The following is a 26,451-nucleotide window of genomic DNA, read 5'->3' as shown; positions in this document are numbered from 1 at the left end:
GGCTGTTGTACTGCATGTTCGTGGGCCTCCGTGCGGCGACAAATTGACCATTTTTTCGTCAAAACGACAAAAAAACCGTTTTCCCGATGAGCCGGGAGAACGGTTTTTGTTTTGCGCGGCGTAGCTTACGTTTTTATTTGCCGTTTTTCATTTTCTCGGCGAACTCCGCAATTTTTTGCGCCCGCTGGGCGATCGAACCGGAGGAGACGCTGTATTTGGCCGAAAGCGCCGATTGCGTCACTTCGGCAACGCCGTGCATGGAGGCGATGGCGTATTCCAGAGCGGCGAGCATCACGTCCGCTTTACGGATCTGCGGCCGTTCGTGGGAGGCATAGGCATGCCACAAAGCTACCGCTTCCGTAATGCGCTGCCAATCGAAGGTTCCCGCCATCTGCTCGGATAATTGTCCGGCGACGGATTGATATATGTCTTGAGGCCAGTCCAGAACCTCAATGAGCGTCTGCACCGTTTCCGCATTGAGAGACGGACCTTGATCCGTTGAAGGCCGACTGAGGGACGGCGATCCGGAATTCGGCGCTGCCGCTTGGAGTTGAGGCGCTTCACCGGTCAGGAGGCAGCAGTGCTTGTACTTCTTTCCGCTGCCGCAGGGACACGGCTCGTTTCTTCCAATTTTTCGCAAGTTCAATCCACTTCCATTTCTTCTGCCAAATTCACTCTGATGACATTATAGCCTTTGAAAGGAAAAATTCCAAGGCTTCGACACGATTCGACGGTATTTTATATTTTCGAGCCATCGACGTCGGAGAAATGCCATTTTTTTGACATTAAAAAAAAGGAAATAGGCCCCTGCATGTGGAAAAAGGTTAAGATCACCATATTTTTCCCAAGGAGCATGCGATGATAGCTACAATGACAGAAGCTTATGTAGATTCCGTTGCGTTAAATGCCGCTGCGATCAAGAACGGCAGGGATCTGGTCAAGAAAAACAGCTTTCCTAAGCTGGGCCGGTCGGAAGACGAAACGCTCATTTTTGGGGAGTGCAAAGGGAGCGGCAAGGAGCCGTACCGGTGCTCCGTCGATTTCGTCAAGCCGGACAGCCCCGTGTTTCGCTGCAGCTGCCCGAGCCGGCAATTTCCGTGCAAGCATATTTTAGGCTTGATGTACGCCTATGTTCTCGGTAAAGAATTCCAGGTTGATGCGATTCCCCAGGACATCGCGGACAAGCGGGACAAGGCGGAGAAACGGGAAGAGAAGAAGAAGGACGCGGCGGTTGCCGGAGAAGAGAAGACCGTCAAGCGAAAGCCGAACAAATCGGCCTTGGCCAAGAAACGGGCCGCCCAGCTCGAAGGCATCGGCTTATTGGAAAAGCTGGTTCACCAGATTGTGCAGAACGGGCTGGCGGGACTCGATGCAAAAACGGCAAAGATGATGGAAGACCAAGCGAAGCAGCTTGGAAACTACTATATTCCCGGCGTTCAGGCGGCGTTTCGCGAGCTGCTCTTTATGCTGCGTACGTCCAAAGATCGTGAGCGCGTGTACACGGAAGCGATGGACCGCTTAACCGTATTGCAGTCTTTGGTTAAGAAAAGCAGGGACTATGTAACGGAAAGACAGCAAAATCCCGAGCTTCCGCCGGATACGGAAAGCAGCTTGGAAGAACAGCTCGGGCATGCCTGGCAGCTGGCCGAGCTGCGCGAGCATGGATTGGCCCGGCTTCAGGCGGAATTGGCGCAGCTCACCTTCCGTTCGTATACGGATGAGGCAAGAGGTGAGTACGTCGATGAGGGCTTTTGGATGGAGCTGCAGAGCGGAGATATTTTTGCGGTCCGCAGCTACAGACCGTTCCGGGCGGCGAAGCATTTGAAGGAAGAGGATTCGTTCTTCTCGGTCGTTTCCGCGAAGGAGCTGCTCGTATACCCGGGAGACTTGAATCCGCGGGCGCGATGGGAGGACATGACGGTCCGCGATATGAAGCCGGAGGACCACGGGACAATCCGGAGTCATGCCCGGCGTTCGTATGTCGAGGCGGCCAAGACGGTCAAAAATCAATTGAAAAACCCGCTGTCTGATAAACATCCGGTGATGCTGCTTCACTACGCCAAGCTTGGCCGGATCGGGGAGGACTACGTGCTGGAGGACGAGCAGGGCAAACGGATCGTTCTCGGCGATATTTCGGCGCTGGGCCAGTCGAGCACGCAGCTGCTGCCGATGCTCAAGCACGGAGATACGCAGGACCAGGCTATGCTGGTTATGTTCGAGCACGATTTTGCGGAGGGAAGGCTGTTGGCTCAGCCGCTCGCTCTTGTGACATCAAGCGAAATCGTCAGGTTTATTTATTAAAGCAAGGAGAGAATCCATGAGCTTACAGGTGCTTACCGATCTGCATCAAGAAGTACGCCGGTTGTATATCGCCGGTAGTTCCGTCGCCACGGGCGACCTCCGGCTAAGCCGGCTGCTGCCTCAGCTGCGCAAGCTCGGAGAGAACGCGCCGGTGTTCAACCGGCTGGCCGATGCCGTACAGCTCGTAACGGAAGCCAAGCCCGAGCAAGCCTCCGTCAAACTGTTGGAGCTCGGCACCCTGCTGCACTCCATTTTGTATACCCAAGGACGGACGGAGGCGCAGGGGACGCTGGAGGACGTTCAAGTGACGGATACGCGCGGGGTAACAGCCGTTCCGTACCGGAAAATGAAGGCTCTCATCGAGGCTTTGACAGAACGCGGGCCCGGCCGCTTGGATGTGATCCGCCAAGGGTACAAAGACTCGTTGTTTCAAGATTTTCGGACGCATATGCCCGCGGTCGCCGCTTTGGAAGACGGGTACGTGGAAATTGCCGAGTTTATACACGATGAAGTTATTCCGTCTATCGGGCCTGCGGTCATACCGGTACTACACCGGCAGTTGAACCTTCAGGGAGGCAAAGGGGATGCCCGCAAGCTGTCTTTGATCCATCGTCTGCAAGGGCCGGCGAATGCCGAGTTAATTCTGAAGGCGGCCGGCGAAGGCTCGACCGAAGTCCGCATAGCGGCCGTAGACATTCTCGGAGACTACCCCGAGATGGAGGACGTCGTGCTAGAGAAGTCGTACGAGCGAAAAAAAGAAATACGCCGCGCCGCCTTGTCGGTTTTATCCCGGCTGGGGACCGGAAGGGCGGCTGACCGGTTGTTCGAGGCACTGATGGGCAAGGACCGCGAGGTTGCGGTGGCACCGATTCAAGCTTGCTTTCACCCTACGTTGACCCAGCGGATACTGGATCAAGCGGAAGCGTGGCTGGCTGATTTTGACGGAAGCTACGTGATGACGGGAGCGGTGGAGCAATTGTCCGTGGCGATGCAATGCCTGAAAGGAAAGAACGACGAGGCGGTGCGCGTTTTTTTGGAAAAGCTGCTGTGCTCGCCTGCTTTTATGGTCAAAAAAACGACGGCCGCTCAACAATACGCGGCACAGCTTCTGCTCGATATGAAGCAGCCGGAAAGCTACCAGTTTGTGGAGTCACTGTACCGGCGGTGGGGCGGAAAGCACATTTCGTACAGCTTTCAAGCGGCGCTTCACTGCTTGTCCCCGGAGGAGGTTTACGACAAGTTCGATCCTCTGATTCGCCGCGCCAAAGAGCAGGCGGTAGCCAAAGAGCTGCTGCGTACGCTGCACGATTTGACCAAGGATGAGGCACCGTATCTGACCGTGTATCGAGAAGCGGATGATTCGTCTACAATTGCGTGGGACCCCCGCTGGGTGCATTTGTTTGTGGACATCGACGAAGAAGAGCTGGTGTGCCAGTTCGTCCGAGAGCCGGACACGAAAGTCGTCGATTACTTGCTGAAAAAGGTGCGGGTGGCGCCGTCGCAGATGAAGTGGAGAACGGTCCAACTGTTCATCGCCTTGTTCAAGATCGGGCACGAAGAAACCCCGGAGCTGCTGATGCAGGCGCTGGAAGCTTCGGTAGGCACGCGGGAGTTTTGGGACTTTTATTATTCGGGCAGGGAGGAAAAATTGGCGTTGATGTCGCTGCTTCCCGGCAGTTATGCCGAAAGGCTGGAGAAGTTTGCCCACCAGCTCGCTTACGAAAGCATGAAGCAGCAGGTGCTTGAATTGGCGGAGCGGCTTAAAACGAAAACGAGCGATGAATCGGAAACAGGCAAAGGAGCGGAATGGATCGAATGGATCAAAAGCAAAATGTATTGTTGAGGCTGCCTGCGGAGCGGCTGTACGCCAAGGAACTGGAAGCGTTGAAGGAAGCGGATCAAGATCCGAAGCCAGCGGGCTGGCAATTGTCGCCGCGGTCCGAGCTTACATTTATTACCGGGAGACACGCGGGTAGCGTGAACATCACATGAGCTTACAGGTGCTTACCGATCTGCATCAAGAAGTGCGCCGGTTGTACATTGCCGGCAGTTCCGTCGCCACAGGCGACCTGCGGCTAACCCGTCTGCTGCCTCAGTTGCGCAAGCTCGGAGAGAACGCGCCGGTGTTCAACCGGCTGGCCGATGCCGTACAGCTCGTAACGGAAGCCAAGCCCGAGCAAGCCTCCGTCAAACTGTTGGAGCTCGGCACCCTGCTGCACTCCATTTTGTATACCCAAGGACGGACGGAGGCGCAGGGGACGCTGGAGGACGTTCAAGTGACGGATACGCGCGGGGTAACAGCCGTTCCGTACCGGAAAATGAAGGCTCTCATCGAGGCTTTGACAGAACGCGGGCCCGGCCGCTTGGATGTGATCCGCCAAGGGTACAAAGACTCGTTGTTTCAAGATTTTCGGACGCATATACCCGCGGTCGCTGCTTTGGAAGACGGGTATGCGGAAATTGCCGAGTTTATGCACGATGAAGTTATTCCGTCCATCGGGCCTGCGATCGTACCGATACTATACCGGCAGTTGAACCTTCAGGGCGGCAAAGGGGACGCCCGCAAGCTGTCTTTGATCCATCGTCTGCAAGGGCCGACGATTGCCGGACTGATCCTGCAGGCGGCTGGCGAAGGCTCGGCCGAAGTCCGCATAGCGGCCGTGGACATTCTCGGGGACTACCCCGAGCTGGAGGACGTTGTGCTGGAGAAGTCGTACGAGCGGAAAAAAGAAATACGCCGCGCCGCCTTGTCGGCTTTATCCCGGCTGGGGACCGATCGGGCGGCCGGCCGGTTGTTCGAAGCGCTGATGGGCAAGGACCGCGAGCTTGCGGTGGAGCCGATTCAAGCTTGCTTTCATCCTACGTTGACCCAGCGGATACTGGATCAAGCGGAAGCGTGGTTGAATGGTTTTGACGGAAGCTACGTGAAGACGGAAGCGGCGGAGCAGCTGTCCGTGGCGGTGCAATGCCTGAAAGGAAAGAACGACGAGGCGGTGCGCGTCTTTTTGGAAAAGCTGCTGTCCTCGCCTGCTTTCATGGTCAAAGAAACGACGGCCGTTCAACAATATGCGGCACAACTTCTGCTCGATATGCAGCAGCCGGAAAGCTACCGGTTTGTGGAGTCGCTGTACCGGCGGTGGGGCGGAAAGCACATTTCGTACAGCTTTCAAGCGGCGCTTCACTGCTTGTCCCCGGAGGAGGTTTACGACAAGTTCGATCCTCTGATTCGCCGCGGCAAACAGCAGGCGCTGGCCAAAGAGCTGCTGCGTACGCTGCACGATTTGACCGAGCGGCTGGCCCTGACCGTGTATCGTAATACGGAGGAGTCGTCTACGGTTTCGTGGGACCCCCGCTGGGTGCATTTGTTTGTGGACATCAACGAAGAAGAACTGGTGTGCCGGTTCGTCCGGGAGCCGGACACGAAAGTCGCCGATTACTTGTTGAAAAAGGCGGGGGTGGCGCCGCAGCAGATGAAGTCGAGAACGGTCTCGCTGTTCTTTGCCTTGTTCAAGATTGGGCACGAAGAAACCCCGGAGCTGCTGATGCAGGCGCTCGAAGCTTCGGGCGGCAAGCAGTTTTATTATTTGGACCAGGACAAATTGGCGTTGATGTCGCTGCTTCCCGGCAGCTATGCCGAAAGGCTGGAGAAGTTTGCCCACCAGCTCGCTTACGAAAGCATGAAGCAGCAGGTGCTTGAAGTGGCGGAGCGGCTTAAAACGAAAACGAGCGATGAATCGGAAACAGGCAAAGGAGCGGAATGGACCGAATGGATCAAAAGCAAAATGTATTGAGGCTGCCTGCGGAGCAGCTGTACGCCAAGGAACTGGAAGCGTTGAAGGAAGCGGATCAAGACCCGAAGCCGGCGGGCTGGCAGTTGTCGCCGCGGTCGGTGCTTACGTTTATTACCGGGGGAAAGGCGGGCGGTGTGAACATTACGCCCAAATATATCGGCCACACGCGGCTGGTGGAGATTGCTGTCGCGACGCTGCTGACGGACCGGGCGCTGCTGCTGATCGGGGAGCCGGGAACGGCGAAATCGTGGCTCTCCGAGAATTTGACGGCCGCCATCCACGGCGACTCGTCCAAGGTTGTTCAGGGAACGGCCGGAACGAGCGAGGAGCATGTCCGCTATTCGTGGAACTATGCGATGCTCCTGGCGCACGGCCCGTCGGATGAAGCGCTGCTCAAGAGCCCGATTTACCGGGCGATGGAGGGCGGCGGGATCGCCCGTTTCGAGGAAATTTCCCGCTGCGCCTCCGAGGTGCAGGATGCGCTAATTTCCATTTTGTCGGAAAAAACGATCTCCATCCCCGAGCTGGGCCGCGAGGTGTCGGCAGCCAGAGGCTTCTCGATCATCGCAACGGCGAACACGCGGGACCGTGGCGTGAATGAGATGTCCGCCGCGCTCAAGCGCCGGTTCAACATTCTGGTGCTGCCGTCGCCGTCCGGTCTGGAAACGGAAGTTGAGATCGTACGCAAACGCGTCGGCGAAATTGCCGCCAACTACGAGCTACAGGCGGCATTGCCGGAGGAGGAAGCGGTGCGCAAGATCGTTACCATTTTCCGGGAGCTGCGCGCCGGGGTGACGCTAGACAGCAAGGAGAAGCTGAAATCGCCGAGCGGCGTCATCTCGACGGCGGAAGCCATCTCGCTATTGACGAACAGCATGGCGCTTGCCGCCAGCTTCGGAAACGGCCGGATTCAAGAGGAGGATTTAGCTGCCGCTCTGCAAGGCGCGATTGTGAAGGATGAGGAGAAGGACCGTATTGCCTGGAAAGAATATTTGGAAAATGTGATGAAAAAGCGGGGATCGGAATGGCGGAGTCTGTACAACGCATGCCGGGAGATGAACGATTGAGCACTAGTGACGGGAGAGTCCATGTGTTTGGCATCCGCCATTTGTCGCCGGCGGGCGCCTATCATCTGCGGGCGTTTCTGGACGAAATCCGGCCGCAGGTCGTGCTGGTGGAAGGGCCTTCGGATGCGGGGGACTTGATCGGGCAGATCGCTTCCCGCGGCGTCGTGCCGCCCATCGCGATTCTTGCTTATACCGATCAGCTTCCGGTTCGTACGCTCGTATTCCCTTTGGCTTCGTATTCTCCCGAATACCAGGCTTTTCTATGGGCGGCGGAAAACGGGGTTCACGCCGAGTTCATTGATCTTCCTTCCGATGTGGCGGTGACGCTGCAAGCGGCAAGACGCGCAAGCGCGGGCCCGGAGGAACCGGACCAGGAAGGCGAACAAACGGATCGCGAGGACGGTCAAACGGGCCGGCAGGATGCGCTGGCGGAACGCAGAGCCTTTTACCGGCGGCAGAACGAGCTGTACGAGCGGGTTGCCGAGCTGGCCGGGGAGCCGGATTACGACAGCTACTGGGAGCGGCATTTCGAGAATAGTCCGAGCAAAGAAGCGTATCGTCACGCCATCGAACGGTTCTCCGCGGAAATGCGCGAGCTGCTGGAGCAGGAAGAGCGGGCGCATGACCCGCGGGAATCGTCCTACAACGCCGTGCGTGAAGCTTACATGCGGCGGAAGATCCGGCAAGCGCTGGACGCCGCCAGACCATCGGACCGCATCGTGGTCGTGACTGGGGCGCATCACGTCTCGGCGATGGATTTAACGTTGCCTGCGATGTCGGACGAGGAAACGCGCAAGCTGCCTCGTGCGTCCACCAAGCTGACGCTGATGCCTTATTCGTACTACAAGCTGTCCGTTCAATCCGGCTACGGCGCGGGCAATCAGGCCCCGGCTTATTTCGAGCGGATGTGGGATTGCTTGAACCGGCAGGACGCGTCCAGACTGCCGTCGCTTTACTTGTCGCAAGTGGCCTTGTATCTGCGGGAAAGCGGAACGTATCGCTCCACCGCTTCCGTCATCGAGGGGGTACGGCTCGCCGAATCGCTCGCCTCGCTGCGCGGGGGCGGCATGCCGACCTGGGGGGACTTGCGGGATGCGGCCGTTGTCTGTCTCGGGTTCGGGGACTTGGGCTCAGTGGCCGAGGCGCTGGCCCGCACGGATATCGGCACGGCGATCGGCGCGCTGCCCGAGGGGGTTAGCCAGACGCCGATTCAGGACGATCTGAACCGGCATCTGAAGCGTCTGAAGCTGGAGAAGTATAAGTCGGCCGTCGCTACCGATCTGGAGCTGGATTTGCGGGAGAACCGGCGGGTTAAGAGCGAAGAGGCGGCGTTTCTTGATCTGCACCGGTCCGTCTTTTTGAACCGGCTTGCGCTGCTCGGCATCGATTTTGCGCGGCAGCAGCAGGCTCGGCAGGATACGGCGACCTGGGCGGAGCACTGGGTGCTCCAGTGGAGCCCCGAGGTGGAGATTCAAGCGGTGGAATCGACGCTCAAAGGCGAAACGGTGGAGCTTGCCGCAGCGTTTGTGCTGCACGAGCGGCTCGAAGGGTGCGCCGATCTCGCGGAAGCTTCCCGGATCATCCGCTTGGCTTGCCAGTGCGGACTTCCCGAGGCGATGGAAGAAGCGAGGCTCACCTTGCAGCGGCTGGCTGTCGACGCCGGAGACTTCGCGCAGATCGCCGCCGCGGCCAACGAATTATCGATATTGATCCGCTATGGCGATATTCGCAAGGTGGATACCTCGTCGTTCGTGCCGCTGCTTCAGCAACTGTTTTTGCGGGGGACGCTGCTTCTTGTGGACGCGGCCGTGTGCAGCGATGAAGCGGCAGGCGGCATGGTGACCGGCATGAACGAGATGCACCGCATCTCGCAGGAGCATTCGGAAGAAGTGGACGACGAGCGGTGGCTTGCCGAGCTGTGGGCGCTGGCTTCCCGGGACGACCGGAATGCGAAGCTGTCCGGGTTTGCTTTTGCCATCTTGCTGGAGCGGAATTTGATCTCTGCCGACCAGTGCTCGCAGGAAGTGTCGCGGCGGTTGTCGCCGGGAATTCCGGCGGAGCTTGGCGCGGGCTGGTTCGAAGGCGTGTCGATGCGGAACCGGTATGCGCTGCTGTCGCGCTCGGGACTGTGGCAGCAGCTCGACGAATATATCGCGTCGCTGGAGGACGAGGCGTTCCTGCGTTCGCTGGTCTTTTTGCGCAGGGCGTTCGGCTCGTTCGAGCCCAGGGAGAAAGCGGCGATTGCCGAAACGCTGGGCGTGCTTTGGGGCCTCGACGGTCTGGGGACTGCGGAGCAGCTGCAGGAGCCGCTAAGCGAAGACGAAAGAGGGAAGCTGGATGAACTTAACGATTTTGATTTCGGGGACTTGTAGACCATGACGGATCAAAATAAAGCGTTGCAACGATGGAGACTGATTCTCGGAGACGCGTCCGAAGAAAAGCTCGCAGAGTACTCGCAAGGAGAGTGCTTGCTGAACGGTGAGGCGCAAATTCTAGACCAAGCGCTGGCGGCCATCTACGACGGCACCGGGGGTACAGGGCTGGAAGCCGACGCCTCCTCGGGACCGCGTTCTGCCGGGCTGGGCCCTTCTTCGCCCAAGGTGGCGAAGTGGCTTGCGGATATCCGCACCTTTTTCCCATCGGACATCGTCTCGGTTATTCAAGCCGACGCCATCGAGCGCAAAGGGCTGACGCAGCTGCTTTTCGAACCGGAAACACTGGCGCAGGTGAAGCCGGATATTCGCATGGTCGCGACGCTCATGGCGCTGCGCGGCAAAATTCCCGAGAAGACGAAGGACACGGCCCGGCAGCTCGTGAAAGCTGTAGTGGATGAAATTTCCAAGAAGCTGGAGCACGAGATCCGTCAGGCGGTGACCGGCGCTTTAAACCGCAGGAAGCATTCGCCGCTTCCGTCCTTATCCGGGATGGATTGGAAAAAGACCATCCGCGCCAATCTGAAGCACTACGATACGGAAACGAAGCGGCTGATCCCGGAGCGGTTCTATTTCTTCGACCGTGCGCGCAGAAGCAAAGAATGGACGGTTATTCTGGATATCGACCAGAGCGGATCGATGGCCGATTCCGTCATTTACGCCTCCGTGGTCGGTTCGATCTTCGCCAGCATGCCGGCGCTTGACACCCGTGTCGTCGTGTTCGATACGGAGGTCGTCGATTTGACGGAGCAGTGCGCGGACGATCCCGTCGATATGCTGTTCGGCATTCAGCTCGGAGGCGGGACGGACATTAACAAGTCGGTCGCCTACTGCGAGCAGTTCATCACTGAGCCGAAGAAGACGCTGTTTATTGTGATCTCCGACTTGTACGAGGGCGGGAACCGGTCCGCGTTGATCCGCCGGATGAGAGAAATGCGGCAGGCGGGCGTGCAGGTGCTTTGCTTGCTGGCCCTATCGGACAGCGGCGTTCCGTCGTATGACGAGCATGTCGCCAAGTCGCTTGCACAGTTCGGCATCCCGTGCTTCGGCTGCACGCCGGATCTGCTCCCCGAGCTGATCGAAGGCGCGTTGCAGGGACGGGATTTGCAGGAGCTCGCCGCGAAGGCGGGGAAGGATGCGAAGAAGTAGGCCGTACGACGGTTGAGGCAAAAGGTTGAGGGTAGCGGTCGGGCAGCGGATGTTTGCACCCGGCCGCTTTTTTTATGCTCGATTGGTGGAGCGTGATACAATGGCACCATATGGATAATGGAGTACGGGAGTGAGAGAATGCCGGATTGGTCGTATCAGACGTTGTTTCGTCCGTTGTTGTTCGGACTGCCCGCCGAGACGGCGAGGGATTTCACGTTGGGAGCGATGGGCCTGCTCAGCAGACTGCCCGGGGGGGCGCTGGTCATTAAGACGCTCGGGCATATGGAGTCGCATCCGATTCTGGAAAGCGAAGCGTGCGGGGGGCTGCGCCTGAAATATCCCGTCGGCCTTAGCGGCGGACTGGATGCTCACGGTACGGCGCATCGGGCCTTGGCTCAATTCGGGTTCGGATTTATCGAGATCGGCCCGGTGACGGTCCGGGAAGTAACGGACGACCGCCCGATTCGAAGGGAGGTGTCCGGCGAAGCGCTGTTCTACCCGAACATCGGCGCGAACGAAGGGCTGGAAAAGCTCGTCCGGCGCATGCAGCGTAAGCAGGGGCACCGGCTGCCGCTGATGTTCCGGCTGCGGCCGATGCCGGGCGCGTCACCGGAACAGGCGCAGGCGGAGCTGCGGCGGATGATAGAACAGCTCGCCCCATGGGCTGCCGCGTTCTATATCGACAGCGTCGATACGGGCTGGTCGCTGGAAGAGACCGCAGCGTATCTGAGCGCGGTCCGGCAGGCGTCCCGGGAGGCAGCCCCGGGGAAGCCGCTGCTGCTGTACGTGGCGCCGGACGATCCGGCGGAACGGCTGCAAGCGCTGCTCGGCCGGATCGACGCGGCGGCATGGGAGGGCATCGTCGTGGGCGATGCCGTGCGGACGCCCGAGGGCTTCGTCATCGGGCGGGAGGCCCTTGCGCCGGGCGTGGAACGGGTGAAGCAGCTTCGGCAGCTTGCCGGGCCGGAGCTGACGATCATTTTGGCCGGGGGCATCCACGAGCCCCGGGACGCGCTGCTGGCGGTGGAAGCGGGAGCGGATTGCGTGCAGCTTCACAGCGGACTTGTCTATTCCGGGCCGGGGCTGCCGAAGCGGATCAACGAGGCGTTCATCTACGAGAAAGTGCGGGAGACGGAGATTCCGCCGGAAGCACCCTTTTGGCGGGATTGGGGCTGGATGTGCCTGCTTGGCATCGGTATGGTCATCGGCGGCATTTTGGCTTGGATCATCGCGGCGACAACGGTTATGCTGCCGTACGATGTGTTGTTTCTCGGCATGGATCAGACGATGCTCGGGCAGGCGAATCGCTGGCTGCTCGGCTTTATGTCGCACGACCGGGTAACGCTGGCGGGAACGATGATCTCTATCGGTATCTTGTATTACCAATTGGCCCGGCACGGGCTGAGAAAAGGGCTGCATTGGACGAAAACGGCCTTGATGACCTCCGGTCTGGTCGGCTTCAGCAGCTTTTTCCTGTACCTCGGATACGGGTATTTCGACCCGCTGCATGCGCTGGCGGGGGCGGTGCTGCTGCCGATGTTCATCCTGTCCATGCGGGCGCGGGCCGACCGGCCTTCGTACGATCCGCCGAATCTGGCGAACGACCGGATCTGGCGGCGCGCCCAATGGGGCCAGTTTCTGTTCGTCACGCTTGGCTTCGCGCTTGCTGTCGGCGGCGTCGTGATCGCAGGCATCGGAATCACCTTCGTCTTCGTCCCGACGGACCTTGCTTATCTATGCGCCTCGGCGGAGATGCTCGCGGACATCAACGAGCGCTTGATCCCGCTGATCGCGCATGACCGGGCGGGCTTCGGCGGCGCTCTGTTCTCGAACGCCATCGCCGTGCTGATCATCGCTTTGTGGGGCATCGGCCAAGGCCAGCGCTGGGTCTGGTGGACGCTGCTGCTGGGCGGATTTCCCGGCTTTCTGGCGGGCCTCAGCGTACATTTTCAAATCAGCTACACCGATTTCATTCATCTGCTTCCCGCATACTTCGCTTTCCTGCTGTATGTCGGCGGTTTGATTCTGCTATATCCGTATCTGATGCAGCGGCCCGTGCGAAGCGGTCCGCCGTTGGAATCCACGTTGACCCAAGGCATCGTTCCTGAATGAGGACGATGTCTTTTTTTGCTGCCGTCCGAAGGGAAACATGGTTTTGTAGTAAAAAATGGCGAACGAGGAAAATAGACGGGACAGTGGAAATCATTCGCATAATAGGTGGGTAGCATGATTCATCATACTCTGGCCATCGAAGCCGTCATTATCGCCATTGTGATCGTAACCATGTGGTATGCCGTCTCGAACTTCATCAGCATCAAACGGGTCATTATCGGACGCCCTATGCGCCTGAAGGAGCTGCACGCCCAGCATAACAAGCTGTTCTGGATCATGGCGATGCCGATCCTTTCCGCAGATTTATATTCATCCGTTTCGTACGGCCCGGAATCCGGAATCACGGAGCTCGCCGGACTCGGACCGGATGCCAAACGCTCCGGGGAGAGTTTCGCTCCCTGCTGTCTCCGATTTCCCAATATATCGGCATGCTGGAGGAACGGGAAGGACATTCGGGTCGTATTCATTTGATCTTGCCCCAGTTTATTCCCAGACGATGGTGGCACAACATGCTGCACAATCAAAGCGCGCTGCTTCTCCGTTCCTGGTTTTTTAGAAACAAAGACGTTGTCATCACGACGGTACCTTATCATTTGCGAAAGTAGCTTCGTGGCGATGGGACGGAAAATGGCGGCATGCAATGGAAAAACAAGTATAACGAATAAATAGTTTTTGTGTTTTGGTTGACAAAGTTTCCCTTCCGCGTGTATGATAACCATATCTTAAATGGAGAAAGGAGGCCGATTCACATGATCCGCGATAGTATTTTGTTGTTCCACCGTTTGAGCGACAATCGCATACCGGAATTCGTTCCATCGGCCTCTACGGGCCCGACGTAAGCGAGAGCAACCCCGGCACGTTCTATTTCATGTACGTTCCGGCAGGTTCCTTCGTTTACATCAAACAAACGGCATGAAGAGCAGCGCAGTGAGCTGCGAGCTTGCTCCATGCTTTTGTACGCATATACGCGTAACATGACGACCGTAGGCTTATGGCTTACGGTCTTTTTGCATTCATTTTTACCGGAATAATAGAAACAGGAAGGAAGTTTGTCATCATTTATGTTTACTTTCAACGAGCAACAATATCAACCAAACGAAAAATATTACCGCAAGGTACAGCTGCCGGCGGGCGATCTGCACGTCTTTGCCGGAGACCAACTGTTCGAAGCGCTGGATTACAAAGTGTTCGCCATGGCCAATAACAATCTGCAAATTCCAGACCGGCTCTACATGAGCTATACGCCGGACGTGCATGTGGGCGTCGGTACGTGCATCGGCACGACGGCGGTGTGGGAAGCCGCGAACGGCTACGTTTCCCCATCGATTGTCGGCAGCGATATCGGGTGCGGGATGCGCGTTCACCTGACGAATCTGCACCGGGATGATCTGCAGGAGGTAAAGCTGCGGCGCAAGCTGGTTAAGGCGATCGAGAAGCTATTGCCTTCCGAAGAGCATGCCCGCGGGCATTTCTCGGATATCCGGCTGGAGCATGTGCTGCGCAAGGGGCTGCACGGTCTCCCCAAAAAGTACATCCCGGACGGCTACACCCCGAAAAAAGCCACATCGCTCACGCATGTGGAGCACAGTAAGTTCGCTTTTGACGAGTCCCACTTGGATCGTCTGCCCGAGATGTACTGGCACCGGTCGCACCGGCAGCTTGGGACGCTCGGGAGCGGGAATCATTTTGCCGAAATTCAGGCGATTGAGATTCACGAGGACAACCGGGCCATTGCCGAAAAATGGGGACTGCGCGACGGTCAGATTATCGTCATGATCCATTCCGGCTCGCGGGCTTGGGGCGGCGCGGTCAACCAGTACGGCGGCTCCGAGATCGGCAAATGGATGCGCAGCACGGGGATGGGAACGGCCGATCCGCGGCTGATTTTTGCCCCGCTGGACAGCGAAGCGGCTGCGGCTTACGTCCATCTGATGTATTCCGCGCTGAACTATGCCGTCACGAACCGGCACCTGATCGCATACGCCATCCGGGAAGCGTTCCGGGACGTCTGCGGCTCGAAGTTCGAGATGACGACGCTGTACGATTTGATGCACAATTACGCTTGGGAAGAAACGCATGACGGCACGCCTTTATTCGTGCACCGTAAGGGGGCGACGCGGGCGCTGCCGGCGCAGCATCCGGACAATCCGGAGCCGTATCTGGCGACCGGCCATCCGGCCCTGATCCCCGGCTCTATGGGCACCTCATCGTATTTGATGGTCGGTCAGCCTGGCGGGGAGCGCAACTATTACTCGATCTGCCACGGAGCCGGCCGGATTCGCTCGCGCAGCGCGACGAAGCGGCTTGTGACCGTTGATCAGTTCGAATCATCGCTGCGCGTCGGGACGGCGGACGAAATCGTCGTGAACCAGCGCATGCTGGAGTCGATCATCGACGAATCGCCGCAGGCGTACAAGGACGTCGATCAGATTATCGAGAGCGTGGTCGGAGCCGGGCTTGCGTCCGTCGTCGCCAAATGCAAGCCGCTGGCGAGCATCAAGGGTGTTTAAATCGAAACATAATAAAGAAACGGGGAAATACATCTACTATGAGTTCTCTTATTAAAATAAATGAAAAAGCAAACCATCCGCAGCCGATCGTTACCGCTTCCGGTGACGGTATGCCGGGCCTCGAGATCGTCGAATACAACGATTACACTTTCGTCATTCAGTCGATCCAAGCCCGGCTGGAAAGTCAATACCGGGCCCGTTTTCAGCTATATGTCCAAGAAGACTACGGGCAAGATCTTTGGGACCAACTGGAGCGCGACGTACAGGCGGCCAATCCCGAGGCCGAGCGGCTTTGCGCCGTCTTCGATACGGTGGAGGCGCGAACTTTCACCTTCGGAGATACGATGAAAGGGGAAGGACCGCGCATGTTCCCGTCGCTGCGCAACAATGTGTTCGTCTACCCGCGCTTCCGGGTGGCCATGGCACGGGTACCGATGTTCCGGCATCATGGCATTTCCTGCGAGGATTTCATATGGGCCGAATCTGACGCGGGTTTGGCCGAGTTCCTGACCGATATGTCCCGCCGGCAGCGGCAGTACGACCGGGAGCAGGTGACCGTATTCAAGGATACTCGCGATGGGCTGGAACGCGAACGCGAATCCTTGACCCGCGGGGTAAAGCGCGACGAAGTGGTGATGAACGAAGGCGTGAAAACGGAAATTTACCGTTCCATCGACGAGTTTTTTGCACAGGACCGCCACTTTTTCCAAACGTACGGCCTCCCCTACAAGCGGGGCATTCTGCTGTACGGCAAGCCGGGCAACGGCAAAACGACCTTGGTCAAATCGATCGCGGGTAGCGTGGACGCGCCGGTCGCTTATTGGCACATTACCGAGTACACGACAAGCGACTCGATCCAGGAGGTGTTCGAAGCGGCAGTGCGCATGGCCCCGATGGTGCTCGTGATCGAAGATATCGATTCCATGCCGGAGTCGGCGCGGTCGTATTTTCTGAACACGCTCGACGGGGCGACCTCGAAGGAAGGCATTTTCCTGATCGGGACGACGAACTATCCGGAGAAAATCGACCCGGCGCTGATGAACCGGGCGGGCCGTTTCGACCGGGCATACGAAATCAAGCTGCCGGATGAAGAGCAGCGCCGCAGCTATCTGCTGCTGAAGCGGCTGCACGAGCTTCTCGACGACGAAGCGATGGCGGTGGCGGCGCGAGCGACGGAAGGGTTCACCTTCGCGCAGCTTGGCGAGCTGTATGTGTCGGCGGCGCTGCGCAAGCATTACGAGCATACCGTCGATGTGGAGCAGCTTGTACGCGAGATGAATGTGGAGCTTGGCAAAGGCCGCACCCAGCTGTGGCATTCCGATGAAAAAGCGTCCCGGGTGGGATTTACGACCGGCTGAGTCATTTACGCGCTTGACGCGCAGAGCAAAGCGTTTATTGTCAAGCGCCGTTTGTCGCTATCGCGACGGCGGATGCCGAGGGGCATTGCGACATTTCGCCGCGCGGGGACGTTCCCCGCTGGAGGCTCCGTGTCAAGCCGCGGCGCTGTAGTTACTATATTCGGTTTTCAAAGGTTACACACTTTGCTTGACAGACTCGGGTTTTACTAAGAGACCGGATATATTATTTAGAAGAATTCGTACCATGTGCTGTATTAACAGCAGATGTTAACGAACCGCGTTACATTAATGAAGCCATTAGTCGAAAGTGTCATGCTGTTGAAGTAACAGTGCAACTAAACGCTACACCAGAAACTGTATCGTCTTATTTATCAACAAAACTTCCAAATTATATACAATTGGTGCAGGAACTATGATTTAAATTCCGTTGCTGTAATTGTCTATGTGTTATATTAGTTTCTATTTGTTACTTTATTTATCTCACATAACTTAAAGCAGTTAAGAACGATATGTTTGCAAGTGTAACCTCGTTACTTTCAAATGGTCGTCCCGATAAAAGCTAAGGGAGGACCATTTTTGTATTTTGAAACACAAAATAAACTATAATATGGTAAAAAAGAAGATTTTCTTGAATTTCATCAGAGATGTCTCGTACGTTTAGAGAGAAAACTTGTTTTTTTGCGATTGGTGTTTTTTTGGATTAATTTGGGACCGAGATTTTCAACTTAGATCTGGGACGTTAACGAAGATAGAAACTTTTGCATTTTTTTGTCCTCCTCGATTGTCCTTGTTTATTTCTTTTCCAAGCCCTCAGATACTTATTTGACTTATACATCACTAATTTTAATGCTATAATTTTGGTAGTAATTCATTCTTGATGGAAGGAGAGCTTCAGTGGCATACTCCCGAGGGAGATGCTTGCTCCCGGACTGGCTGGAAAAATTGGGATTGTCCCAAGCTGAGTATTCCCGCCGTTCCGGTCGATCCAAACGAGTTATTTCCCACTTTTGCAACGATGCACGCGTTATGCTGCCGGAGGATTTGTATACCGCATCCAAGTTGTTGGGTTGCAAAATGGAAGATCTTTACGAATGGATTGAACATTGAGCAGGCTGCGGATTTTTCCGCATTCCCGCGCGGAAAATGAGAACAAAATGTTCTCATTGGTGAGAGTATGTTACCTGAGTTGGGAAAGTATAGTCAAAATACCGTATTAGCTTATCGTTTGGCCTACAGGCCTTAAACATGAGGAGGATGCTATGATCAATGAATTAAATCGGTTACTCGAAGATCTGCATGATCTTCAAATTTACTGGAGTGTTGAGGCAAAAAATCGGGAGGATGAAAGTGGAAGGATGTACGCAGACGGGATGAGTCATGGCTTCAAGTGTACAGCAATAGCTTTACATACGGTACTTCGGAAATACACTGCTTTTGAGTCCAAGGAAAGCGAGCGAGCCGACGGAGAAGACGAAGTAGTATAAACTATCGATTGCATGTTTGTACGAGAAAGAGTCCCTGCCCGCTTAATCCGCTGGCAAGGACTCTTTTCTTTCGCCCTCATGCTCAAATATCTCGCCGACACTAACATTCAAATATAAGCAGAGCTTGTCTAATGTCTCAAGGTCAATTCTTTTAGCCCGCCCATGATAAAGTTCGGTCACCGTATTACGGGCAAGGCCTGTACCATCCACTACGTCGGATATTTTTAGACGTTTGCGCCCCATGATTTCGCTTAACTTATTGATGATCAAAACTTTTTCCCTCCCTTTATCTTCATTCATGATATCAAAGTTAACGAAAATGATCAAAAAGTTGACTATAATAATTGACTTAATGATACTTTTGTTGTATATTATAACCAACAAGTTGATTGAAATGACTAGTATGTAATTTATTTAATTCAACAAATGTAGCTTAACTGCGAAGGAGGAAACGATGAGTATAGCACTGAGTAAACTGCTGAAAGATTTTCAGGATATCCACATGGTTTGGGAAGCAGAGAAGAATTCTTGGGAATACGAAAATGAAAAAATGTATGCCAGCGGGGTGAGTGATGGCTTTAAGCACGCGGCGGTAGCTTTACATTCGATACTTCGCAAGGATACGGAACAAAAGAAAATCATCATCAAGGCTTGTGTTGAAATTTATAAAGAACATCGACGGCTGCATGCTATGCGAAGGATGTGCTTGGCTCTAGACGATACTGATCACGCGAGAAGATATGTTCATGAGGCAATGGGGTTGGATAAAGCCGCTCATATTTTAATGCAGACTGCGGGGATCGGATTTATGGATATCGTTACCGCCGATGCTGATCATGAAACGACAAGGGGCGTTTTCGAGTGAGCCTTTATCCGATAAGTTATCACTCGGAGAGAGCACTACGCACTAAAACGGGATGACTTGGATATAATAATAATGATATAATATGGTCAGATTAATAGTATAGGAAAGGGTGTGAAACGATGCATATAAAGCCGTCTACGACCATTCGTCAAGATTATAACGGGTTTTCGAAGTTTTGCCATGAGATTGATGAACCCGTTGTGCTAACACGCAATGGAGAAGCTGATTTGGTGGTGATGAGCCATGAAGCTTTTCGTCGTATGGAAGCCAGAATCAAATTGCAAGCCAAGCTTCTGGTAGCCGAGAAGCAAGTTGCCGAAGGCGCTGAACTATTGGATCATGATCAAGTCATGGCAAACATGCGGAGGAAAGTGAATTGATTTTCCCAAAAATGGGGTTAATATAGGAAACGGATGGCCCAAGAAAACAAGCAAATACAGACATGTTCCGCAAGCCCTCTACAATGAAGGGCTTTTTGTTTTGCCTGATGCTGGAGAGGCGAAGAACTGCTGGCCGAAGCGAACAAAGGAAATGATTTCAGGGTATTCGGCAGCGCCGGGGAAGCTGAAGGATGGCTTCTGGACTTGTAACGAAATGGAGCGCAGTCAGACTTCCACATGCCCGAATTCACATTTTACCGGATGCCGGGCATGTTCTTATCCATCTTGCCGCTCAAATCATCCCTTTTTTGGAATCGGATCAGCTATAACAAGCATCGGCTCCAGGAGAGCGGCAGCGATACAGTGAAGGCCGGGCCTTTGCTTGGCAGTCTCCTCTCCCGTCTTCATCCGATGGTGATTTTTCCTTCCGGATACCGGAACAGCTCTTTTTTCGGATTCGGCTGCAAGGCGAACGCCAGCGTCACGAGTCCCACTCGTCCGATAAACATGACGCAAATCATCAAAATTTTTCCGGCAAACGTTAATTCGGCGGTCAACCCCATGCTAAGGCCCACCGTACCGAAGGCGGAGGTCGTCTCGAACAAGATTTTCAGAAAATCCTGCTCTTGGAAGGTGGACAGCAGCATCGTCGCAAATGCGAGGAACAAGACGGCGGTCAGCGTGAACGTGACGGCTTTGTAGATGTCCTTCTCAGGCAGCCGGTGGCGGAACAGCACGACGTCTTCCTTGCCGCGCAGCATCGCCACGAAAGCCCCGGCCAGGATCGCGAACGTCGTGAGCCGGATGCCTCCTCCGGTAGAGCCGGGAGCCGCGCCGATGAACATCATGACGATCATCAGAAATTGCGTGGCGGTCCGAAGCTCGGCGATGTCGAGCGTGTTGACGCCGGCGGAGCGCAAAGTCATCGATTGGAAGAAGGAGGCGACGATTTTCGTATCCCAAGGCATGCTGCCCAGCGTCTTCGCATTGGTGAATTCGAGGATCAGAATGAACACGGCGCCCGACAGCACCAGAATGCCGTTCGTCGACAAGACGACCTTGCTGTGCAAGGACAGCTTGCGGGTCTTGGGAAATTCGATCAGCTCCGAGATGACGATAAACCCGATTCCGCCGAAAAAGATGAGCATCATGGAAACGAGATTGATGCCGATATCGTTGACGTAAGGCGTTAAGCTGCGGAACCCGCCGAACAATTCGAAGCCCGCATTGTTGAAGATCGACACGGCATGGAACAGGCCGAAATAGGCGGCCTTCCCGAGCGGCATCTCCTGAGACCAGCGCAGCATGAAGTAGAACGCAGCGATCCCTTCAATGGTCATCGAATAAAGGAAGACCCGAATGATTAGTCGGACGATGCCGTCAATGTTGGCGTGGTTCATCGACTCTTTCAATAACAGACGGTCCCGCAGCGAGACACGGCGCTTCAACGCCAGCGTAAACCAGGTGGCCATCGTCATGAAGCCGAGTCCGCCCAACTGCACCATCAGCAGCAGAACGATTTGCCCGAACAGCGAAAAATGCTTGCCGGTATCGACAACAGTCAGCCCGGTGACGCAGGTAGCCGACGTTGCCGTAAACAAAGCGTCGATGTATCTCATGGACTGCCCGTCCGCAGAGGCGGCCGGCAGGGTTAGCAGAAAAGAGCCGATTATAATAATGAGCGCAAAGCCCCCCGCCAATACGCGCGGCGGGGTTATTTTGATCAATTTGGCCGGAGTTCGCACCGGATTCACCTCAAGGTTATGTTCCCACGGTTGTAGTCATGGCTTTCCATATCATAGCATGGTACGACGTGGATTTCACTATGCATAAGGTGAACATGACCCAAAAGGCTCCGGCGGCTTCCGCTTAATTCAGCTCCGGTTCCAGCGTCTGGACATACCCGAGCTGCCTCGAAATATCCAGCGCGGCACGCTTGACCTTCTCGCTGACGTCAGGGATGTCGTGGATCGGAAGCTCCGTCCGCAAAGCGGTGATGCTGACCGCCGCCTTGAGCTGCCCGTAATGATCGAATACCGGGGCCCCGATGCAGCGTACTCCCGCCTCGCCTTCCTCGTCCTCCACGGCATATCCCTGCCTGCGGATCGCCTCGATTTCCGCCATGAAATCGTGGACATTCGTGAGCGTCTTCTCCGTTTTCTCTGGCAGTCCTTTCTCGCGGATCGCCTGCTCCAGCAGGTCCTGCGGCATGAAGGCGGCCAGCGCCTTGCCGACGCCCGAGGCGTGAAGCGGCTGCCGCTGCCCGATATAGGAGGCGAACTTGACAAACGCCTGGCTTTCGACCTTCTCGATGTACATCGGCTCAAAGTTATCGAGTATGGCGAGGTGCACGGTGAAGCCCGTTTCACCGAGCAACCGCTCCATGGACACCCGGGCTGCGGTGCGGATATCGATCCGGTTCAGCGTGGACAGGCCGATATGGATGAATTTGGAGCCGAGACTGTACTTGCCGTCGGGGCTTTTGATGATATATTGATGCTGCTCCAGCGTATTGAGAATGAAGAAAACGCTCGTTTTCGGGATGTCCACGAGCTTGCACAAGTCGCTGACGCCGACAGGCTCTTCGCGCTGGGACAGCGTTTCGATGATGGCGATCGCCTTCTCCAATGCGGGGACGTTATATTTTTTACCCGTAGCCATAATCGTTCCGCCTTAACTTTGATATAGTTTAAACAATGTTCATCATACAAAAACACGGTTCTTTGCGTCAAGCGCTTTCATTGCTTATGGAAAAGCGTTCGGACTTTCCGCGAACAACCATAGCGCACATCCGGTTTCTACCAACAATGACGGAGTGGAGCAGGAACGGTTTACCTTCAAAATACCATATTGACAAACAAACGGGAAGCGTTTACTTTTAAATTAAATAACGTTTTACATGCTAAACGCCATTCAAACTTGAGGAGTGATTTCATGAACGGGTTAAAAACGGAAGCATCAAGTGAGCTGTACGAACGGGCACTGCGCTACACCCCAGGCGGCGTGCATACGTCGATTCGCAATATAGCGCCGCATCTTATTTTTACGAAAGCAGAAGGCGCTTACATTTACGATGCGGACGGCAACCGCTATATCGACTACCAAGGGGCCTTCGGGCCGTTCGTCCTCGGACACCGTCACCCTTACGTCACCCAACGGGTCGTGGAGGCGCTGGAGCGCACCGATCTTTACGGGGTCGGCACGACGGATCTGGAGATCGAGCTGGCGGAGAAAATTTGCAAGCATGTCCCGTCGTCGGAATCGGTGCTGTTCTGTAACTCCGGCTCGGAAGCGACCTACCATGCCATCCGGCTGTCGCGGGCGGTGACCGGACGGGCGAAGCTGATCAAGTTCCAGGGCTGCTATCACGGCTGGCATGACTATGTCGCCCGCAACATGCTCAGCGCATGGGACATGATCGGCAAGCGCGATCCGGGGTCCGCCGGGATGATGGACGAAGCGATCGACAATACGCTGATCTGTACGTTTAACGATCTGGACGACGTGCAGCGGACGTTCGAAGCGAATTCGGGCGAGGTTGCCGCGCTGATCGTGGAGCCGGTGCCCCACAACATCGGCTGCGTGATGCCGCAGCCGGGATTCCTGCAGGGGCTGCGGGAGCTGTGCACGCGGTACGGCGCGGTGCTGATTTTCGATGAGGTCATCACCGGCTTCCGGCACGACATCGGCGGCTACCAGAAGGTATGCGGGGTGACGCCGGACCTGACGACGATGGGTAAAGCGATGGCCAACGGCTTTCCGATCGCGGCGGTCGCAGGCAAGAACGAGCTGATGATGCGTTTTAATACGAATCCGGGCGGGGACGTCTGGTTCGCGGGAACGTACAACGGCCATGCCGTCGGCACGGCGGCCTCGATCGCGACCATCGAGATGATGGAGACGTCAGGCGTGCACGAGCACATTTTCCGCTTGGGCGAACGGATGCGGCAAGGGATTCGCGATATTCACGAGCGGATGGGCATTCAGGCGTACGTCGCCGGCTTCGGGTCCGTATGGACGACCTATTTCATGGACCGCGAGCCGCTGAATTACACCGATCTGAAGGACAACGACGCCGAATTGTACGTGTCGTACCGCCGGAAGCTGATGGAGCGGGGTATCTTCAAAATGCCGATGAACATCAAGCGCAATCATGTCAGCTTTAGCCATACCGAGCAAGATATCGACCATACGCTCCAGTGCATCGAAGACGTGCTGAAGGAGCTTCGCAGCGAAGGAAAGCTGTGAGGCGGAGAAGCGCGTAGATGAACGGGCGGGTTATCATACAGACAAACGACGCGGGGAGGTAGCACAAGAGATGATCTTCGATTGCCATACGCACGTATTCGGCCCGGGCCAGTTCGGCGGAGCTACGCTGGAGGCGGCCAAACGGGCCTGGGGAGACGGGCAGGAAATGCTCGTGACGCCGGAAGGGCACTGGGAGCTGTTCAAGGATATCGACGGCGCAATCGTGCTGGCCTTTGACGCCCCGGCCACCGGGCTCAACGTGCCGAACGAGTACGTTGCGGACTACGTAGCCAAGCATCCCGGCAAGCTGTTCGGCTTCGCCAGTGTCGATCCGAACCGGCTGAATGCAGCCAGCCTGCTGGAATCTGCGGTGAAGGAACTCGGGCTGAAGGGCTTGAAGCTCGGTCCGATCTACCAAAACTTTTACCCGGAGGCGAAGGAGCATTTTCCGCTCTATGCGAAGGCGGACGAGCTGGGCGTGCCGATTCTGTGGCACCAGGGCACATCGTTCGTGCCGGAAGGATACCTCGACGCCTCCCGACCGGCGGCGCTCGATCCGATCGCCCGGGCGTTCCCGAATTTGAAGATGTTGATCGCCCATATGGGGCATCCTTGGGTAGACGAATGCATCTCCGTTGTCCGCAAACATCCGAACCTGTACATGGATGTGTCGGCGCTAGGCTCCCGTCCGTGGCAGTTTTACAATGCGCTGGTGTCGGCTTGCGAGTACGGGGTAACGCATAAAATATTGTTCGGATCGGATTATCCGTTCTTTACGACGCAGCAGATGATCGACGCGCTGCGGAACATTAACCGGTTCACCGAGGGCACCTCGCTGCCCCGCGTGCCGGAGCAGGTGATTGAAGAGATTTTGCATCGGAATACGCCGGAGCTGCTTGGACTTGTGTAATAACTGAGGCAAGGCTTCTTGAAGCGCTGCAGAACATAGAGCCGGACGAAGGACGAAACGCGTGCGGGGCACGCAAGAAGGAGACGGAAGCGAAATGGCGGAACAATCGGGCAACGGAAAACGCAGGGGCGAAGCTTATTTTGCCGACGAAGGGCTGTGGGGCTTCATCCACCGCTCGTTTACGAAATCGATGGGGTATACGGAAGAGGATCTTGCCAAGCCGGTCATCGGCATATGCAATACGTTCAGCGAGCTGAACAAATGCCATTCCCACTTCAACGAGCTGGTCGATTACGTGAAGCGGGGCGTCTGGCAAGCCGGGGGACTCCCGATGGAGTTTCCGACGATTTCCATCGGCGAGCCTTACGTCAAGCCGACGACGATGCTGCTTCGCAATCTGATGGCGATGGATACGGAGGAAATGTTGAAGGCGCACCCGATCGACGGCGTCGTGCTGATCGGCGGCTGCGATAAAACGGTGCCGGCCCAACTGATGGCCGCCGCCAGCGCCAACATTCCGGCCATCGTGCTGACGGGCGGGCCGATGCTGAACGGACGGCTGAACGGCCGAAGTCTGGGCGCGTGTACGGATTGCTACCAGTTTACGCTGGAGCATAAGGCGGGCAATATCAACGACGAGCAGCTGGCGACGGCGGAGAACGCGATCTGCCGTAGCGACGGCCACTGCATGGTGATGGGAACGGCCAGCACGATGGCTTCCATCGCCGAAGCGATCGGCATGGCGCTGCCCGGCTGCGCGGCCATTCCTGCGCCGGACAGCCGCAGGCGGCATATGGCGGAGCGCACCGGCCGCCAGATCGTCAATCTGGTGAAAGCGGACATCCGGCCGCGGGAGATCATGACGGAAGCGGCGCTGGAAAATGCGATCCGCGTGACGATGGCCAGCGGCGGATCGACGAATGCGATCATCCACCTGGTGGCGATTGCCGGCCGCCTCGGCATCCGGCTCCCGCTGGAGAAGTTCGACGAGATTGCCGCAGCGACTCCGTTCCTGCTCAATCTGCGGCCTTCCGGCCAGTATCAGATGGAGGAATACTTCGAGGCAGGCGGCGTCCCGGCGCTGATGAAGGAGCTGGAAGGGCTGCTGCATGGCGATTGTCTGACCGTGACCGGCCGTACCATCAGCGAGAATCTGCGCGGCGTGGAGGTGCTGGACCGCAACGTGATCTACCCGCTGGACCAGCCTCTCGATCCGCAAGGCGGCATCGCCGTACTTCGCGGCAATCTGGCGCCGGATGGCGCGCTGATCAAGCAGACGGCGGTCTCGCCGCATCTGAAGAAGCATCGGGGACGGGCGGTCGTGTTCGAATCGCCGGCCGATCTCGATCGGCGCATCGACGATCCGGAGCTTGACGTGGACGAAAACAGCGTGCTAGTGCTCAAGAACGCCGGGCCCAAAGGCGCTCCGGCGATGCCGGAAATCGGGCAAATCCCGATTCCGAAAAAGCTGCTGCTGCGCGGTGTCCGCGACATGGTCCGCATCTCCGACGCCCGGATCAGCGGCACGTCTTATGGCGCGCTGATCGTGCACGCCGCCCCGGAAGCGGCGGTCGGCGGTCCGCTGGCGCTCGTGCAAGACGGGGACATGATCGAGCTGGATATCGCTGATCGGCGGCTGCATCTCGAGGTGGACGCCGAAGAGCTGGAGCGCCGCCGGGAGCGGTGGACCGCGCCTGAGCCGCATTACGATCGGGGCTATGGGTTACTGTACATTGAGCGTGTTATGCAAGCGGACAAAGGGTGCGACTTCGACTTCCTCGTCCCGAAGGAGCTGCGGAAGTAGGGCCGGGATTTCCCGGCCCCTACGGGCCAGCTTGGACGGA

Annotated in this window: 22 protein-coding genes; 18 read left to right on the top strand and 4 right to left on the bottom strand. The window is 56.5% G+C overall.

Annotation, left to right across the window (positions count from 1 at the left end):
- Positions 1-133: 133 nt before the first annotated feature.
- Positions 134-640, bottom strand: coding sequence for an SEC-C metal-binding domain-containing protein (locus NLX71_RS12935; RefSeq protein ID WP_254364054.1), 507 nt, complete (start codon positions 638-640; stop codon positions 134-136).
- 221 nt (positions 641-861) lie between these two features.
- Between NLX71_RS12935 and NLX71_RS12930 the strand changes: the two genes are divergently transcribed.
- From NLX71_RS12930 to NLX71_RS12875, 13 genes are all read left to right on the top strand, one after another.
- Positions 862-2,301: an SWIM zinc finger family protein gene (locus tag NLX71_RS12930; RefSeq protein ID WP_254364087.1), complete on the top strand. Its 1,440-nt coding sequence runs from the start codon at positions 862-864 to the stop codon at positions 2,299-2,301.
- A gap of 16 nt (positions 2,302-2,317) precedes the next feature.
- Positions 2,318-4,144 carry a HEAT repeat domain-containing protein gene (locus NLX71_RS12925; RefSeq protein ID WP_254364053.1) on the top strand — a complete coding sequence of 609 codons (1,827 nt, stop codon included), beginning with the start codon at positions 2,318-2,320 and terminating at the stop codon, positions 4,142-4,144.
- Complete coding sequence (locus tag NLX71_RS12920; protein WP_309248945.1) at positions 4,117-4,293, top strand: hypothetical protein; 177 nt, start codon at positions 4,117-4,119, stop codon at positions 4,291-4,293. Before NLX71_RS12925 ends, NLX71_RS12920 begins: the two co-directional genes overlap by 28 nt.
- The gene (locus NLX71_RS12915; RefSeq protein WP_254364052.1) at positions 4,290-6,092 is read left to right on the top strand and encodes a HEAT repeat domain-containing protein; all 1,803 of its coding nucleotides are present in this window, start codon (positions 4,290-4,292) and stop codon (positions 6,090-6,092) included. The genes NLX71_RS12920 and NLX71_RS12915 overlap by 4 nt, the downstream gene beginning before the upstream one ends.
- On the top strand, positions 6,068-7,159 hold the full coding sequence (locus NLX71_RS12910) for an ATP-binding protein (RefSeq protein ID WP_254364051.1): 1,092 nt from the start codon (positions 6,068-6,070) through the stop codon (positions 7,157-7,159). Before NLX71_RS12915 ends, NLX71_RS12910 begins: the two co-directional genes overlap by 25 nt.
- Positions 7,138-9,531, top strand: coding sequence for a DUF5682 family protein (locus tag NLX71_RS12905; protein ID WP_375377922.1), 2,394 nt, complete (start codon positions 7,138-7,140; stop codon positions 9,529-9,531). Before NLX71_RS12910 ends, NLX71_RS12905 begins: the two co-directional genes overlap by 22 nt.
- Before the next feature lie 3 nt (positions 9,532-9,534).
- On the top strand, positions 9,535-10,740 hold the full coding sequence (locus NLX71_RS12900) for a VWA domain-containing protein (protein WP_254364049.1): 1,206 nt from the start codon (positions 9,535-9,537) through the stop codon (positions 10,738-10,740).
- A gap of 138 nt (positions 10,741-10,878) precedes the next feature.
- Positions 10,879-12,852, top strand: a complete 1,974-nt coding sequence (locus tag NLX71_RS12895; protein WP_254364048.1) for a dihydroorotate dehydrogenase — start codon at positions 10,879-10,881, stop codon at positions 12,850-12,852.
- 114 nt (positions 12,853-12,966) lie between these two features.
- Positions 12,967-13,323, top strand: a complete 357-nt coding sequence (locus tag NLX71_RS12890) for a hypothetical protein (RefSeq protein WP_254364047.1) — start codon at positions 12,967-12,969, stop codon at positions 13,321-13,323.
- A gap of 590 nt (positions 13,324-13,913) precedes the next feature.
- Entirely contained in the window at positions 13,914-15,362 is a 1,449-nt protein-coding gene (locus NLX71_RS12885; RefSeq protein ID WP_254364046.1) for an RtcB family protein, read from the top strand.
- 38 nt (positions 15,363-15,400) lie between these two features.
- Complete coding sequence (locus tag NLX71_RS12880) at positions 15,401-16,720, top strand: AAA family ATPase (RefSeq protein ID WP_254364045.1); 1,320 nt, start codon at positions 15,401-15,403, stop codon at positions 16,718-16,720.
- A gap of 894 nt (positions 16,721-17,614) precedes the next feature.
- Positions 17,615-17,827 carry a helix-turn-helix domain-containing protein gene (locus NLX71_RS27060; RefSeq protein WP_375377917.1) on the top strand — a complete coding sequence of 71 codons (213 nt, stop codon included), beginning with the start codon at positions 17,615-17,617 and terminating at the stop codon, positions 17,825-17,827.
- A gap of 152 nt (positions 17,828-17,979) precedes the next feature.
- Positions 17,980-18,204 (top strand): hypothetical protein, encoded by a 225-nt coding sequence (locus NLX71_RS12875; protein ID WP_254364044.1) that lies wholly within the window; start codon positions 17,980-17,982, stop codon positions 18,202-18,204.
- Positions 18,205-18,246: 42 nt separating this feature from the next.
- On the opposite strand, the gene NLX71_RS12870 is transcribed toward NLX71_RS12875, so the two are convergent.
- Positions 18,247-18,474, bottom strand: coding sequence for a helix-turn-helix domain-containing protein (locus NLX71_RS12870; protein WP_254364043.1), 228 nt, complete (start codon positions 18,472-18,474; stop codon positions 18,247-18,249).
- A gap of 184 nt (positions 18,475-18,658) precedes the next feature.
- Here NLX71_RS12870 and NLX71_RS12865 point away from each other — a divergent pair, with 184 nt between their 5' ends.
- On the top strand, positions 18,659-19,069 hold the full coding sequence (locus NLX71_RS12865; RefSeq protein WP_254364042.1) for a hypothetical protein: 411 nt from the start codon (positions 18,659-18,661) through the stop codon (positions 19,067-19,069).
- A gap of 119 nt (positions 19,070-19,188) precedes the next feature.
- Positions 19,189-19,449: a type II toxin-antitoxin system Phd/YefM family antitoxin gene (locus NLX71_RS12860; RefSeq protein WP_254364041.1), complete on the top strand. Its 261-nt coding sequence runs from the start codon at positions 19,189-19,191 to the stop codon at positions 19,447-19,449.
- A 404-nt stretch (positions 19,450-19,853) separates the two neighbouring features.
- Here the strand turns inward: NLX71_RS12860 and NLX71_RS12855 are convergent, their stop codons facing one another.
- Positions 19,854-21,194 (bottom strand): TrkH family potassium uptake protein, encoded by a 1,341-nt coding sequence (locus tag NLX71_RS12855; RefSeq protein WP_254364085.1) that lies wholly within the window; start codon positions 21,192-21,194, stop codon positions 19,854-19,856.
- Positions 21,195-21,318: 124 nt separating this feature from the next.
- The gene (locus NLX71_RS12850) at positions 21,319-22,110 is read right to left on the bottom strand and encodes an IclR family transcriptional regulator (RefSeq protein WP_254364040.1); all 792 of its coding nucleotides are present in this window, start codon (positions 22,108-22,110) and stop codon (positions 21,319-21,321) included.
- Between the two features lie 273 nt (positions 22,111-22,383).
- Between NLX71_RS12850 and NLX71_RS12845 the strand changes: the two genes are divergently transcribed.
- From NLX71_RS12845 to NLX71_RS12835, 3 genes are all read left to right on the top strand, one after another.
- Positions 22,384-23,697 (top strand): aspartate aminotransferase family protein, encoded by a 1,314-nt coding sequence (locus tag NLX71_RS12845; protein ID WP_254364039.1) that lies wholly within the window; start codon positions 22,384-22,386, stop codon positions 23,695-23,697.
- Between the two features lie 70 nt (positions 23,698-23,767).
- The gene (locus tag NLX71_RS12840) at positions 23,768-24,607 is read left to right on the top strand and encodes an amidohydrolase family protein (protein ID WP_254364038.1); all 840 of its coding nucleotides are present in this window, start codon (positions 23,768-23,770) and stop codon (positions 24,605-24,607) included.
- 94 nt (positions 24,608-24,701) lie between these two features.
- Entirely contained in the window at positions 24,702-26,411 is a 1,710-nt protein-coding gene (locus NLX71_RS12835; protein WP_254364037.1) for an IlvD/Edd family dehydratase, read from the top strand.
- Positions 26,412-26,451 lie beyond the last annotated feature (40 nt).

This window comes from Paenibacillus sp. MZ04-78.2 (genome assembly GCF_024213375.1).
In the GTDB taxonomy this organism is placed as follows: Bacteria; Bacillota; Bacilli; order Paenibacillales; family NBRC-103111; genus Paenibacillus_G.
This window is presented reverse-complemented; position numbering and strand designations above follow the sequence as displayed.